The organism is Variovorax boronicumulans NBRC 103145 (assembly GCF_001591345.1).
Taxonomy (GTDB): domain Bacteria; phylum Pseudomonadota; class Gammaproteobacteria; order Burkholderiales; family Burkholderiaceae_C; genus Variovorax; species Variovorax boronicumulans.
This window is the reverse complement of record NZ_BCUS01000028.1, coordinates 1-13,155: the sequence shown is the minus strand read 5'-3', so window position 1 is coordinate 13,155 and position 13,155 is coordinate 1. Positions and strand designations below refer to the sequence as shown.

The 13,155-nt window shown below is 68.2% G+C and carries 14 protein-coding genes; 13 read left to right on the top strand and 1 reads right to left on the bottom strand.

What is annotated here, in order from left to right; translation table 11 throughout:
• Positions 1-16 precede the first annotated feature (16 nt).
• The 4 genes from soxB (at position 17) to VBO01S_RS10765 (ending at position 4,435) form a co-directional block, all read left to right on the top strand.
• The gene (gene soxB, locus VBO01S_RS10780) at positions 17-1,741 is read left to right on the top strand and encodes a thiosulfohydrolase SoxB (protein ID WP_062473844.1); all 1,725 of its coding nucleotides are present in this window, start codon (positions 17-19) and stop codon (positions 1,739-1,741) included.
• A gap of 42 nt (positions 1,742-1,783) precedes the next feature.
• Positions 1,784-2,899, top strand: coding sequence for a YeeE/YedE family protein (locus VBO01S_RS10775; RefSeq protein ID WP_062473842.1), 1,116 nt, complete (start codon positions 1,784-1,786; stop codon positions 2,897-2,899).
• 184 nt (positions 2,900-3,083) lie between these two features.
• Entirely contained in the window at positions 3,084-4,079 is a 996-nt protein-coding gene (locus tag VBO01S_RS10770) for a DUF3829 domain-containing protein (protein WP_062473840.1), read from the top strand.
• 8 nt (positions 4,080-4,087) lie between these two features.
• Positions 4,088-4,435 carry a hypothetical protein gene (locus VBO01S_RS10765; protein ID WP_062473838.1) on the top strand — a complete coding sequence of 116 codons (348 nt, stop codon included), beginning with the start codon at positions 4,088-4,090 and terminating at the stop codon, positions 4,433-4,435.
• Between the two features lie 19 nt (positions 4,436-4,454).
• Here VBO01S_RS10765 and VBO01S_RS10760 read toward each other — a convergent pair whose 3' ends face one another.
• Positions 4,455-5,528, bottom strand: coding sequence for a hypothetical protein (locus tag VBO01S_RS10760; RefSeq protein WP_062473836.1), 1,074 nt, complete (start codon positions 5,526-5,528; stop codon positions 4,455-4,457).
• Between the two features lie 377 nt (positions 5,529-5,905).
• Between VBO01S_RS10760 and VBO01S_RS10755 the strand changes: the two genes are divergently transcribed.
• The 9 genes from VBO01S_RS10755 to VBO01S_RS10725 form a co-directional block, all read left to right on the top strand.
• Complete coding sequence (locus VBO01S_RS10755; protein WP_062473833.1) at positions 5,906-6,556, top strand: hypothetical protein; 651 nt, start codon at positions 5,906-5,908, stop codon at positions 6,554-6,556.
• Positions 6,557-6,770: 214 nt separating this feature from the next.
• Positions 6,771-6,911, top strand: coding sequence for a hypothetical protein (locus tag VBO01S_RS32645; RefSeq protein ID WP_169805043.1), 141 nt, complete (start codon positions 6,771-6,773; stop codon positions 6,909-6,911).
• Positions 6,908-7,006 (top strand): K(+)-transporting ATPase subunit F, encoded by a 99-nt coding sequence (gene kdpF, locus VBO01S_RS10750; RefSeq protein ID WP_056576794.1) that lies wholly within the window; start codon positions 6,908-6,910, stop codon positions 7,004-7,006. The genes VBO01S_RS32645 and kdpF overlap by 4 nt, the downstream gene beginning before the upstream one ends.
• A gap of 1 nt (position 7,007) precedes the next feature.
• Positions 7,008-8,807 (top strand): potassium-transporting ATPase subunit KdpA, encoded by a 1,800-nt coding sequence (kdpA, locus tag VBO01S_RS10745; RefSeq protein ID WP_062473831.1) that lies wholly within the window; start codon positions 7,008-7,010, stop codon positions 8,805-8,807.
• Positions 8,808-8,820: 13 nt separating this feature from the next.
• Positions 8,821-10,929 carry a potassium-transporting ATPase subunit KdpB gene (gene kdpB / locus VBO01S_RS10740; protein ID WP_062473828.1) on the top strand — a complete coding sequence of 703 codons (2,109 nt, stop codon included), beginning with the start codon at positions 8,821-8,823 and terminating at the stop codon, positions 10,927-10,929.
• A 13-nt stretch (positions 10,930-10,942) separates the two neighbouring features.
• The gene (gene kdpC, locus VBO01S_RS10735) at positions 10,943-11,536 is read left to right on the top strand and encodes a potassium-transporting ATPase subunit KdpC (protein WP_062473827.1); all 594 of its coding nucleotides are present in this window, start codon (positions 10,943-10,945) and stop codon (positions 11,534-11,536) included.
• Positions 11,537-11,549: 13 nt separating this feature from the next.
• Positions 11,550-11,906, top strand: a complete 357-nt coding sequence (locus VBO01S_RS10730; RefSeq protein ID WP_062473825.1) for a hypothetical protein — start codon at positions 11,550-11,552, stop codon at positions 11,904-11,906.
• Complete coding sequence (locus VBO01S_RS33220; RefSeq protein ID WP_255221096.1) at positions 11,896-12,027, top strand: hypothetical protein; 132 nt, start codon at positions 11,896-11,898, stop codon at positions 12,025-12,027. The genes VBO01S_RS10730 and VBO01S_RS33220 overlap by 11 nt, the downstream gene beginning before the upstream one ends.
• 13 nt (positions 12,028-12,040) lie before the next feature.
• A partial coding sequence (locus tag VBO01S_RS10725) for a KdpD family sensor histidine kinase (RefSeq protein ID WP_502688667.1) occupies positions 12,041-13,155 on the top strand: 1,115 nt, incomplete at its 3' end.

Genomic DNA, 13,155 nt, shown 5'->3' with positions numbered 1-13,155 from the left:
CCCGGCTTCTTCCTTCATGAACCTTTCCAAGCGCGAGTTCGTCCAGATGCTCGGTGCCGGCGCTGTCGCCGGCCTGGGCCTGGGCCGCCACGGCAGCAGCGTGGCCGCCGGCCTCGACGGCATGTACACCGTGCCGGCCTTCGGCAACGTGTCGATGCTGCACATGACCGACTGCCACGCGCAGCTCAAGCCGCTGTACTTCCGCGAACCGGGCGTCAACATCGGCGTGGGCCACATGCGCGGCAAGGTGCCGCACCTCGTGGGGGAGCATCTGCTGAAAGCCGCCGGCGTGAAGCCCGGCACGCGCATGGCGCATGCGCTCACGTACCTCGACTTCGACAAGGCCGCGCAGCGCTACGGCAAGGTCGGCGGTTTCGCGCACCTGGCCACGCTGGTCAAGCAGCTCAAGGCCAGCCGCCCCGGCGCGCTGCTGCTCGACGGCGGCGACACCTGGCAGGGCTCGGCCACGTCGCTGTGGACCGATGCGCAGGACATGGTCGATGCCTGCAAGCTGCTCGGCGTCGACGTGATGACCGGCCACTGGGAGTTCACCTACGGCATGGCGCGGGTGCAGCAGATCATCGAGAAAGACTTTGCGGGCAAGGTCGAGTTCGTCGCGCAGAACGTCAAGACCGCCGACTTCGGCGACCCGGTGTTCAAGCCTTACGTGATGCGCGAGATCAACGGCGTGCCCTGCGCCATCATCGGCCAGGCCTTTCCGTACACGCCCATCGCCAACCCGCGCTACATGGTGGCCGACTGGACCTTCGGCATCCAGGATGACAACCTGCAGCGCGTGGTGAACGAGGCGCGCGGCAAGGGCGCGCAGGTGGTGGTGGTGCTGTCGCACAACGGCATGGACGTCGACCTGAAGATGGCCAGCCGCGTCACCGGCATCGACGCCATCCTCGGCGGCCACACGCACGACGGCACGCCCATGCCCACGCTCGTGAGCAACGCGGGCGGCAAGACCATCGTGGTCAACGGCGGCTCCAACGGCAAGTTCCTCGGCGTGATCGACTTCGACGTCAAGGGCAAGAAGGTGAGCGACTTCCGCTACCGCCTGCTGCCCGTGTTCTCCGACCTGATCCCCGCCGACAAGGAGATGGACGCGCTCATCACCCGCGTGCGCGCGCCCTACGAGGCCAAGCTGTCCGAAACCCTCGCGCACACCGACGGCGCGCTGTACCGGCGCGGCAACTTCAACGGCACCGGCGACCAGCTGCTGCTCGACGCGCTCATGGACGTGCAGGACGCACCCATCGCCTTCTCGCCCGGCTTCCGCTGGGGCACCTCGCTGCTGCCCGGCCAGGCGATCACGCGCGAGTGGCTGATGGACATGACGGCCACCACATACTCGTACGCCACCGTCACGCAGATGACCGGCGAGACGCTCAAGACCGTGCTCGAAGACGTGTGCGACAACCTCTTCAACCCCGACCCCTACTACCAGCAGGGCGGCGACATGGTGCGCGTGGGCGGGCTGCAGTACACCTGCGACCCGACCGCCGCGATGGGCCAGCGCATCCAGGACATGCGCCTGGGCGGCAAGCCCATCGACGCCAGCCGCAGCTACAAGGTCGCGGGCTGGGCGCCCGTGAGCGAAGAGGCGCGCACCGCTGGCAACAAGCCGGTGTGGGAAGTCGTCGAGCCGTGGCTGAAGTCGCGCAAGGTGGTGACCACGCGCCGGCTCGACGAACCCGTGCTGAAGAACATCGCGCCGAACCCCGGCCTGGGCTGAATGGGGCCCCGCACGCGCGGGGTCGCTCCCTAGAATCGGGGCATGTCCATCGCGCAGCTTTCCCTTCTCACCACGCTCGCGCTCGTGGCGGCCTTCGTGCTGTCGGCGGTGTTCGGCGCCGTCGCGCGCGCCACGCGCTTTTGCACCATGGGCGCGATCAGCGACGTGGTGGCACTGGGCGACTGGACCCGCGTGAAGCAGTGGGCCGCGGCCGGCGGCGTGGCGCTCATCGGCTTCTCGGCGCTCGTGTTCGCGGGGCTCGTCGATGCCGACCGCACGCTCTACGCCTCGCACCAGATCCTCTGGCTCGCCGCGCTCGTCGGCGGCCTGCTGTTCGGCGTCGGCATGGTGCTGTCTTCGGGCTGCGGCAACAAGACGCTGGTGCGTCTGGGCGGCGGCAACCTCAAGGCGCTGGTGGTGCTGGTGCTCATGGGCGTGTCGGCCTTCGCCACGCTGAAAGGCATCACCGCGGTGCTGCGCGTCGCGACCGTCGATGCGGTGCACATCGACCTGGCGATGAATGCGTCGCTGCCCGATGTGCTGGCCGCGTCTTTCCAACTCAACGCAGCATCGCTGCGCCTCGCGCTCGGCCTCGTGCTCGGCGGCACGTTGCTCGTGTGGGCCGCATGGGGCCGCGAGACGCGCGACGTGCGCAGTCTCGTCGGCGGCATGCTGATCGGCGCACTGGTCGTCGGTGCGTGGTGGCTCAGCGGCCACTGGGCGGTGGTCGAGGAGCATCCGCTCACGCTCGAGCACGTGTTCCTCGCCACCAACTCCGGCCGCGCCGAGGCGCTGAGCTTCGTCACGCCAGTGGCCTATGCGCTCGACTGGCTCATGTTCTACAGCGATGCCAACAAGCGCCTCACGCTGGGCATCGTGTCGGTGGCCGGCGTGGTGGCGGGCGCGGCGCTGCATGCGCTGTGGTCGCGCGAATTCCGCTGGGAAGGCTTCGCCGGCACCGGCGACCTCGCGCACCACGCGACGGGTGCGGTGCTCATGGGCATCGGCGGCGTCACGGCCATGGGCTGCACCATCGGGCAGGGCCTGAGCGCGTTGTCGACACTGAGCATCGCGAGCCTGCCGGCCATCGCGGGCATCGTGATCGGTGCGGTGGTAAGCCTGAAGTACCAAGCCTGGCAGCTCGAACGCACGCTCTGACTTTCCAGGGCACGCCTTGAAGCGAATCCTCACAATTTAGTTCGGTGCGCGGGGCTTTTTTCGCGCGTTCGCGACGATCGGGCTCGGTGGCGCTGGCTATCATTTTCCGCACCTGATGCCGCTGCGAACGATGGCCTTCATCGACGGGCGCGGCACCGAACAACCACAACCGAGGGAGAGCGCCATGACTGCGCACAACAACCGATCGGCGCGCACGCGCCTGTTTGCCTTGAGCCTTTGCTTCTGCGCCGTGCTCGCGGCCTGCAAGGAAGACAACAAGCCGACGCCGGCGGCAGCCTCGCCATCGCCGTCCGCATCGGGCAAGACCCAGCCCGCCAAGGACCCGGCCCGCGTGCAGGCCGCGGCCCGCACCACCTACAGCCAGGGCTACAACCGGCTCATCGACGACAACCGCAGCGTGGGTGCCAAGTACAAGAGCTACGTGCAGATGAACGTGAACGGCAAGTCGCCGAGCGGGAACTCGTTCTATGGCAGCCCTTCCGATGTGCAGTCCATCGTGGACGACCTGAAGAAGGCACGCGCCGACGGTTCGGGCGACGCGGCGCTCGACGCGGCCGTCGACGGCGTGGTGACCACGGGCGAGAAGCTCGTCGCCGTCTGGACGCCGATGGACCCGTACTACCGGTCCAAGAGCTTTCTCGAAGACAAGTGGGTCAAGGGCCGCGCGGCCGACGCCGACATGAACGCCGCCTTCAAGGGCCTGCTGGCCAGCATCGACACGCTGGGCGGCGAGCTGGACCGCGTGCAGGAGGCGTTGCGCACCGAACGCATGGCCAAGCTCAAGGCCGAGGGCGACATGCTCAACTACCACACGCTGGCCTCGATGGCGGTGGCCAAGAAGTTCGTCAACGGCCTCGACCAGATCGACGGCCTGAAGAACAAGGACGCCGTCGCCAAGGTCGATGCGGCGGCCAGCGAGTTGCAGGCCTCGCTGGAAGAACTCTCCAAGGCGCTGGAAGAAGCCAAGGCCGCAGCCAAGGCCAAGGGGGAAGCAGGCAAGGCGCCCAACTACAACTACGAGTCGCTGCACGGCAGCCTGCTGAACATGATCGGCCAATGGCGCACGTTCAAGGACAGCAAGTTCCCGTCGACGTACAAGAACATCGTGAGCTACTACAACTCCGCCGTGGGTTCGTACAACCGCGGCTTCGGCCGCTGACCCGGGCCATGGGCACCGCGCGGGTTCTTTCGCGCGGCAGCGTCGCGGCCCTGGCGGTCGCGGCGCTTCTCGTTGCGACGGGGTTGGCGGGATGCGGCAGCGCCCGCGAGACGCAGCAGATTCCCGTCTCCGCGTTCCGCAACTACGGCGCGTCGCCGCTGCAGCACACCTTCTACATCGGCTCCGACGCGCGCTTCCACCGCTTCCAATGGTCCAACGGCAAGCAGGGCGGCACCTGGTTGATCGCGCGCGCCGAGATGGACATCGTCAACGAGAAATCAATCGACGACCCGGGCGTCGGCCGCGCCGGCTACTTCCTCAGCCGGCGTGATGACGGGCGGTGGATGGCGCACTGAGCCTGTCGCTCGCCCGGAATCATCGGGGCATCACGTCCATGACCACCGGGTAGTAGATGTCATAGACAGGGCCTCCGTCCGGCGTGTAGCGGAACTGAACCTGTGCGCTGTAGCGTCCGGGCGGCAGGCATCGGTCGTTGTAGCAGGCCTGCACCTGCGTACTCCAGCTGTAGCTCTTCGTCGCGTACCTGGGCAAGCCCGCTTCGTTGTAGAAGTAGTCATAGAGCCACAGGTTCGGCCCTGGGTACATGCTGGTGTCCACGCCGGGCGGTGTGTTCATCACCATGCCCATGTAGCGCATCTTGTCGCTGGTGTTGCCCGGGAAGAAGACCGCGTTGTCCTGTGCGGGCGCCAGGGTGGGCGTTCCTTCCTTGACCACGAAGTGCGCCTCCGGTTTGGCCAGGACGTAGGGCGCGCTGGAGGGGTTGGTCAGCACGCTCACCTCCAGCAGCCTGGACAGTTTCTGCCCGTCCGAGGTGATGGCGCTCACGCTGAAGCTGGCCTTGTACGACGAGGCGCTCGGCAGCAGCGCCGGCAGCGAGACCACGAGGTTCGGGGAGCCGTCGCCCGCCTTCTCGACCTTGAAGGTATCGGTCGATCCGATCGCCGGCGCGACGGCCCATGAGGCGGCGCCCTCGGGCAGCGTGACCGGAACCGTCACAGGCGCCACGGCGGCGCCGAAGGGGGTGACGAAGTCGACGTTCTTGCTGCCCAGGACCAGTCCGGTCTTGACGGTGATCGCATACGGAATCTGCGGATTCTCGACCCGGATTTCCGACTGGCATGCCGTGTCCAGGCAGGCCTTGATCGTCATGTTGCCCTTGTAGGTCTTGGGGCCGTCGGGTGCGATCTTGCCGGTCATGTTCAGCGAAGCCGACTGTGCCGCGGCATTGATGGCGATGGCGGGCTTCTCTTCGAACAGCGGATCGGGCATCACGACAAGGAGCACCAGCACCTTGCCGCTCAGCAGATTCACGTCGCCCGACAGCGTGCCCGACACCAGGACGCTCGGGATCATCTGCCCTTCGTAGACCGTCTTGTCGATGCTGGCCGGCTGGTTGATGCGGATGGACAGGCCGTTGACATAGTTCACAGGGGGGGCGACGGGCGCGATGCCGATCGGAAAACCGCCACCACCGCCTCCTCCTCCACCACCTCCTCCGCCGCCACAAGCGGCGATCACCAGGGACGCAAGGCCGGCCGCAGCCGCCTGAAAGACACGCTTCAGTTTCATCTCTTCCTCTCAGTGGATTTCACTTTTTTGCGGGCCCGATCGATCGCTCTTTCGGTCCGCACCCTCTTTGGTTTGCGCTGGCTTCCTGCGCTCTCGTTTTCAGAGATTGTTGTCGATTCCACCTGGCGGCGGCAAACAACCTGACAGGCGCCACCGATCGCCCTGTCTTGGCAGACATGCACCCGACCCGATCGGCAGATAGCATGCGCGTTCATCCCCACCAACTTCGCCCCCGCATGACCCTCTCGACGAGAAACCTGAAGGCGCTTCCAGACATTCCGACGTTGAAGCGACTGACCCAGTCTCTTGCAATGCTCGACGCCATGCTCTCGCCGGAGTGGGAGTACCGGTACTACTCGTTCAACGCCGCGTGGTCGGATGAGGCGGCGATGGCATCGATGCGCAATGGTTCGGGCGATCATTGGTTTGCCATCTTCTGCCAGGCCGGCGTCGCGCTCCACGGGCTTGCGCACGAGGCTCCGGCATTCCGGCCGGGGACGCCATGGCCCGGAATCTTCGAACGGCTGCCGGCGGAGTTCCGCGCCAACCTGCTGGAAGAGCCGGCGTTCACGACCAGCGACAGCACCTTCTGTCTCTGGCGCCTGAGCCATGAAGAACGCTGGACTTGCGGACCGGTCGAGCTTCCGCCGGGGGAGGATCCGGATGGCTCCGCCGAGTTGCTTGGCATCCTCGCCGGGCGGCCCGCGCAGTACGTCGAATTCGCGACCGACTACTACGAACGCGACCTCGACCTGGGCGATGTCGAGGCGATCTATCGGCACCAACCGCTCAGCGACGCGCTCGTCCGGCGATTCAATCCCGACCTCGACATGGCGTCGCTCGAAAATGACATCGCCGAGATCGGGTATCCCCGGCAGGTGGACTGACAGGGCCGCGCCATCGGCAACAGCCTCGGCTGTTTGAATGGCCCCGGCTCCCTTGCTGGAGCTCGCCGAGACATTCGACGCGACGCACCAGGCGGGCCTCATCCTCTGCGTTGCCCGCGTTTTTACGCTTTCTTTACGGCCCCCCACTCACTCTTTCCCCCGGTTTTACGCACGCCTGCCGAGACTCCTTTCATCTTGTTTGCAGGAGTGATGAATGGACATCGTCTGGATGGGCGCCTTGCTGGCGCTGTGGGTCGTGGTGGCGGCCATGGTCGTCGGGCTGAACCGGCTCGAAGGGCCGCAGAAGCCGCACGCGGGCGTTGAGACGACACGCACGCCGGGGGATGCATCGTGATCGGCCTCGAAGTCCTGTACGGCTTCGGCGCGCTGGTCGCCGTGGTCCTGTTCGCGTACCTGGTGTTCGCGCTGATCTGCGCCGAGGAGTTCTGACATGGAAACCTCGGCCTGGGTCTTGCTGGCCCTTTTCCTCGGCGCCCTGCTGGTGCTGGCCTGGCCGCTGGGCAAGCTGCTGGCCGCGCTGTGCGCCGAGCGCGTGCCGCGCTGGATGCAGCGCGTCGAAGCGCCGCTGTACCGGCTTGCGGGCACGCAGCCCGAGCAGTCGATGCACTGGTTGCGCTATGCGCTGGCGCTGCTCGCGTTCAACGCCATCGGCGCGATCTTTCTCTATGCCCTGCAACGCCTGCAGGGCGGGCTGCCGTTCAATCCGGCCGGCATGGGCGCGGTGTCGCCCGACTCGGCCTTCAACACGGCGGTGAGCTTCGTCGCCAACACCAACTGGCAGGGCTACGCCGGCGAGTCGACCATGAGCTACCTCACGCAGATGCTCGGGCTGGCGGTGCAGAACTTCCTGTCCGCCGCCACCGGCATCGCGGTCGCCTTCGCGCTGGTGCGCGGCTTTGCGCGCCGAGGTGACGGCAAGGGCCTGGTCGGCAACTTCTGGGCCGACGTGACGCGCGTCACGCTGTGGGTGCTGCTGCCGATCTCGTTCGTGCTCGCGCTGTGCCTGGCAGGGCAGGGTGTGATCCAGAACTTCGACGCCTACAAGAGCGTGCAGACGATCGAAGCCACGGCCTTCCAGCAACCGAAGAACGGCCCCGACGGCCAGCCGCTGAAGGACGACAAGGGCGCGCCCGTGATGGAAGACGCCACCACCCAAACGCAGACGCTCGCCATGGGCCCGGTCGCTTCGCAGGAAGCGATCAAGATGCTCGGCACCAACGGCGGCGGTTTCTTCAACGCCAACTCGGCGCATCCCTACGAGAACCCGACCGCGTTCAGCAACCTGCTGGAGATGCTGGCGATCTTCCTGATCCCGGCGGCGCTGTGCTTCGCCTTCGGCCGCGTGGTCGGCGACCTGCGCCAGGGCTGGGCCGTGCTCGCGGCGATGACGGTGCTGTTCGTGGTGGCGGTGCTGGCCGTCACGCCCGCCGAGCAGGCCGGCAACCCGCTGCTGGGCCCGCTGGGCGTGGACCAGGTGGCCAGCGCGCTGCAAAGCGGCGGCAACATGGAAGGCAAGGAAGTGCGCTTCGGCATCGATGCCTCGGCCCTCTTCGCCGCCGTGACCACCGCCGCCTCGTGCGGCGCAGTGAACGCCATGCACGACTCGCTCACGCCCATCGGCGGCATGGTGCCCATGGTGCTGATGCAGCTGGGCGAGGTCGTCTTCGGCGGCGTCGGCAGCGGCCTGTACGGCATGCTGGTGTTCGCCATGCTCGCGGTGTTCATCGCGGGCCTGATGATCGGGCGCACGCCCGAGTACCTCGGCAAGAAGATCGAGGTGCGCGAGATGAAGCTGATCTCCATCGCCATCCTGGTCACGCCGGTGCTGGTGCTGGCGGGCACGGCGCTGGCGGTGAGCGCGGGTGCGGGCAAGGTCGGCATCGCCAACCCCGGCGCGCACGGCTTCTCGGAGGTGCTGTACGCGCTGACCTCGGCCGCCAACAACAACGGCAGCGCCTTCGCGGGCCTGTCGGCCAACACACCGTTCTACAACGGCCTGCTCGGCCTGGCGATGTGGCTCGGGCGCTTCGCGATGATCGTGCCGGTGCTCGCCATTGCCGGCGCGTTGGCCGCCAAGAAGCGCCTGCCCGTCACCAGCGGCACGCTGCCCACGCACGGCCCGCTGTTCGTCTTCCTGCTGATCGGCACCGTGCTGCTGGTCGGCCTGCTCAACTACGTGCCGGCACTGGCCCTCGGGCCGATCGTCGAACACCTCGTGCTCTGGAAATAAGAAGGAGCGCACCATGACTGCCAAAACCAAAACTTCCCTCTCGCTGTTCGACGCAGCGCTGGTCAAGCCCGCGCTGTGGGGCGCCTTCGCCAAGCTGAACCCGCGCACCCAGTGGCGCAACCCGGTGATGTTCATCGTCTACATCGGGAGCATCCTGACGACGCTGCTCTGGGTGCATGCGCTGAGCTTTCCGGGCGACACCGGCATGCAGCCCGCCTTCGTGCTGGCCGTGACCATCTGGCTGTGGTTCACCGTGCTGTTCGCCAACTTCGCCGAAGCATTGGCCGAAGGCCGCAGCAAGGCGCAGGCGGCCTCGCTGCGCGGCCTGCGCAAGGACACCTGGGCCAAGAAGCTGAAGGACCAGCAGCAGCCGCACCACGGTGCGTCGTGGCTGCCGGAGCAGGCGCCCAACCTGCGCAAGGGCGACGTCGTGCTGGTCGAAGCCGGCGACGTGATCCCGCTCGACGGTGAGGTGATCGAAGGCGTGGCCTCGGTCGACGAAAGCGCCATCACCGGCGAATCGGCGCCCGTGGTGCGCGAATCGGGCGGCGACTTCTCGGCCGTCACCGGCGGCACGCGCGTGCTGTCCGACTGGCTGGTGGTGCGCATCTCGGTGAACCCGGGCGAGTCGTTCCTGGACCGCATGATCGGCATGGTCGAGGCGGCCAAGCGCCACAAGACGCCGAACGAGATCGCGCTGACCATCCTGCTGGTCGCGCTCACCATCGTGTTCCTCATGGTCACCGTCACGCTGCTGCCGTTCTCGGTGTTCAGCGTCGAGGCCGCGGGTGCGGGCACCGTGGTGTCGCTCACCGCGCTGGTCGCGCTGCTCGTGTGCCTGATCCCGACCACCATCGGCGGCCTGCTCTCGGCCGTGGGCGTGGCCGGCATGAGCCGCATGATGCAGGCCAACGTGATCGCCACCTCGGGCCGCGCGGTGGAAGCGGCCGGCGACGTCGACGTGTTGCTGCTCGACAAGACCGGCACCATCACGCACGGCAACCGCCAGGCCAGCGCCTTCCTGCCCGCGCCCGGCGTGCCCAAGGGCCGCCTCGCACGCGCCGCGATGCTCGCCTCGCTGGCCGACGAGACGCCCGAGGGCCGCAGCATCGTCGAGCTGGCGCGCCGCGACGGCCTGGAAGCCGCCTCTGTCGACGTGCTGCGCTATGTGCCGTTCACCGCGCAGACCCGCATGAGCGGTGTCGACCTGCCGGCCGCAGCCAACAGCCTGGACACCGATGCCATCGTGCTGCGCAAGGGCGCGGTCGATGCGGTGCGCCGCCATGCCGAATCGTTCGGCGGCACCATGCCGGCCGAGATGTTGCGCGCCGCCGAAGAAACGGCACGCCGCGGCAGCACGCCGCTGGCCGTGGCCGAAGGCAACCGCGTGCTCGGCGTGGTCGAGCTCAAGGACATCGTCAAGACCGGCATTCGCGACCGCTTCGCCGAGCTGCGCCGCATGGGCATCAAGACCGTGATGATCACGGGCGACAACAAGCTCACGGCCGCCGCTATTGCGGCCGAAGCCGGCGTGGACGACTTCCTGGCCGAGGCCACGCCCGAAGACAAGCTCGCGCTGATCCGAAAGTACCAGGCCGAAGGCCGGCTGGTCGCGATGACCGGCGACGGCACCAACGACGCCCCCGCGCTCGCGCAGGCCGACGTGGCCGTGGCCATGGGCAGCGGCACGCAGGCCGCGAAGGAGGCCGGCAACATGGTCGACCTCGACTCCAACCCGACCAAGCTGCTCGAGGTGGTGGAAACCGGCAAGGCGCTGCTCATGACGCGCGGCTCGCTCACCACCTTCTCGATCGCGAACGACGTGGCGAAGTACTTCGCGATCATTCCGGCGATCTTCGTGTCGACCTACCCGCAGCTCGGTGCGCTCAACGTGATGCGCCTGGCCAGCCCGTCGTCGGCCATTTTGTCGGCGGTGATCTTCAACGCGCTCGTCATCGTGTTCCTGATTCCGCTCGCGCTCAAGGGCGTGCGCTACCGGCCGGTGGGCGCCGCCGCGCTGCTGCGCCGCAACCTCGCCATCTACGGCCTGGGCGGTTTGCTCGTTCCCTTCATCGGCATCAAGTTGATCGACTGGCTGCTGGTCGCAGTCCATCTGGTCTGAGGAGTTCTTCATCATGAAAAACAACAACGGCGGCATCGTCCGCCCCGCGCTCGTGCTCTTCGCATTGCTGAGCGCATTCACCGGCCTGCTCTACCCGGCGGCCGTCACCGGCGCCGCGCAGGCGCTGTTCCCCGCGCAGGCGGCGGGCAGCCTGGTGATGCGCGACGGCAAGCCCGTGGGCTCCGCGCTCATCGGCCAGAACTTCAGCGACCCGAAGCACTTCTGGGGCCGCCCGTCGGCCACCGCGCCGCAGCCCTACAACGCGAGCGCCTCGGGCGGTTCCAACCAGGGCCCGCTGAACCCCGCGCTGGCCGATGCGGTGAAGGCACGCGTCGAAGCGCTGCGCGCGGCCGACCCGGGCAACACCGCGCCGGCGCCGGTGGACCTCGTCACGGCGTCGGCCAGCGGGCTCGACCCCGACATCAGCCCCGCCGCCGCGCACTACCAGGCCGCCCGCGTGGCGCGCGAACGCGGCATGGCGCCCGACCAGGTGAACACGTTGATCGCGAAGAACACCCAGTCGCCGTTGTGGGGCGTGCTGGGCGAATCGCGCGTCAACGTGCTGGCGCTGAACCTGGCGCTCGATGCTTCTTCGACGGTGCGTTGAGGAGAAAACAACCATGGCCTATGCCGCCTACCGTGAACATCCTGTCGCCGTCGTGCGAAGTCCGATCGCGCCGCGCACGACGCAGTTCCACGTGCTCGACGTCACCGTCTGCTGCGCCGACGCGCTGCGCGTGCGCCGCAGCATTGCGGCCTGCGCCGAGGCCGGCGTGGTGCGCTGCGAGCCGCTGCTGCATGCCTGCAGCTCGCAGGAAAGTGACGCGCCCTGCGTGCGCCTGATGATCCGCTTTCCGACCGCGCGCTATGCCGAGGTGCTGCACCGCCTCATCGAATGCGTGCCCTCGGGTGAGATCGGCCGGCTCATGAGCTGGCGCGATCACCTTGCGCGCTGCGGCCTGCGCCATGGTCACTGACCTGCTGCACGCGCTGCTGGCCATGGCGGCGCTGTTCGTGCCGCTGGGCTTCGCCTGGTGGGTGCTGTCGCGCACCGCGCGCCGGCATGAACGGCGGCGCAAGAACGGACCAATGCGCTAATCTGCACTCCCTCATGCCCGAGACCCGCCCCGACCCCGACGCCCTGCTCGCGCAACTGCGCAGCGACGAGGCGCGCGCGCTGCGCGGCAAGCTGCGCATCTACTTCGGTGCCAGTGCCGGCGTGGGCAAGACCTGGGCCATGCTCAGCGCCGCCCGACGCGAGCGCGAGGCCGGGCGCGACGTGCTCATCGGCGTGGTCGAAACGCACGGCCGCAGCGAGACCGCCGCGCTGCTCGCGGGGCTCGACACGCTGCCGCTGCGCGAGCTGCCCTACCGCGGCCGCACGCTCGCCGAGTTCCACCTCGACGCCGCGCTGGCGCGCAAGCCCGCCGTGCTGCTGGTCGACGAACTGGCCCACACCAACGCACCCGGCTCGCGCCATGCCAAGCGCTGGCAGGACGTGCAGGAGCTGCTGGCCGCCGGCATCGAGGTGTGGTCTGCGCTCAACGTGCAGCACCTGGAAAGCCTCAACGGCACCGTCGGCGCCATCACCGGCGTGCGCGTGCACGAGACCGTGCCCGACACCGTGCTCGACGAGGCCGACGAGGTGGTGCTGGTCGACGTCACGCCCGACGAACTCACGGCGCGGCTCGCGGCCGGCAAGGTCTACCTGCCGCAGCAGGCCGAGCGCGCCGCGCAGAACTTCTTCCGCAAGGGCAACCTGATCGCGCTGCGCGAGATCGCCCTGCGCCGCACCGCCGAGCATGTCGAGGACGACGTGCGCGGCTGGCGCGTCGAGCAGTCGGGCCCCGGCGGCAACGGGCAGGGCGGCGCGGCGCTGCAGGCCTGGAACACCTCGGGTGCGATCCTGGCCTGCGTCGGCCCGCACGAGGGCGCAGCGCAGACCGTGCGCACCGCCGCGCGGCTCGCGGGGCAGCTCAATGTGCGCTGGCATGCCGCGTACGTCGAGACGCCGCGGCTGCAGCGCCTCGATGCCGCACAGCGCGACCGCATCCTCGCCGTGCTCAAGCTGGCCGAGGAACTGGGCGCGGCCACGGCCGTGCTCACCGGCGCCGATGTGGCGGAGCAACTGTCCGAGCAGGCGCGGCGCCTGAACTGCGCGACGCTGGTCATCGGGCGCGCGGAGCCCGTGCGCGGCTGGCGACGCTGGTGGGGCGCGTCCGCCGT

Coding starts and splice junctions, on each gene's coding strand:
- VBO01S_RS10775 (WP_062473842.1), top strand. CDS start 1,784: ATGTCCATCGCGCAGCTTTCCCTTCTCACCACGCTCGCGCTCGTGGCG.
- VBO01S_RS10765 (WP_062473838.1), top strand. CDS start 4,088: ATGGGCACCGCGCGGGTTCTTTCGCGCGGCAGCGTCGCGGCCCTGGCG.
- VBO01S_RS10730 (WP_062473825.1), top strand. CDS start 11,550: ATGGCCTATGCCGCCTACCGTGAACATCCTGTCGCCGTCGTGCGAAGT.
- VBO01S_RS33220 (WP_255221096.1), top strand. CDS start 11,896: ATGGTCACTGACCTGCTGCACGCGCTGCTGGCCATGGCGGCGCTGTTC.
- soxB (WP_062473844.1), top strand. CDS start 17: ATGAACCTTTCCAAGCGCGAGTTCGTCCAGATGCTCGGTGCCGGCGCT.
- kdpB (WP_062473828.1), top strand. CDS start 8,821: ATGACTGCCAAAACCAAAACTTCCCTCTCGCTGTTCGACGCAGCGCTG.
- VBO01S_RS10770 (WP_062473840.1), top strand. CDS start 3,084: ATGACTGCGCACAACAACCGATCGGCGCGCACGCGCCTGTTTGCCTTG.
- kdpC (WP_062473827.1), top strand. CDS start 10,943: ATGAAAAACAACAACGGCGGCATCGTCCGCCCCGCGCTCGTGCTCTTC.
- VBO01S_RS32645 (WP_169805043.1), top strand. CDS start 6,771: ATGGACATCGTCTGGATGGGCGCCTTGCTGGCGCTGTGGGTCGTGGTG.
- VBO01S_RS10755 (WP_062473833.1), top strand. CDS start 5,906: ATGACCCTCTCGACGAGAAACCTGAAGGCGCTTCCAGACATTCCGACG.
- kdpA (WP_062473831.1), top strand. CDS start 7,008: ATGGAAACCTCGGCCTGGGTCTTGCTGGCCCTTTTCCTCGGCGCCCTG.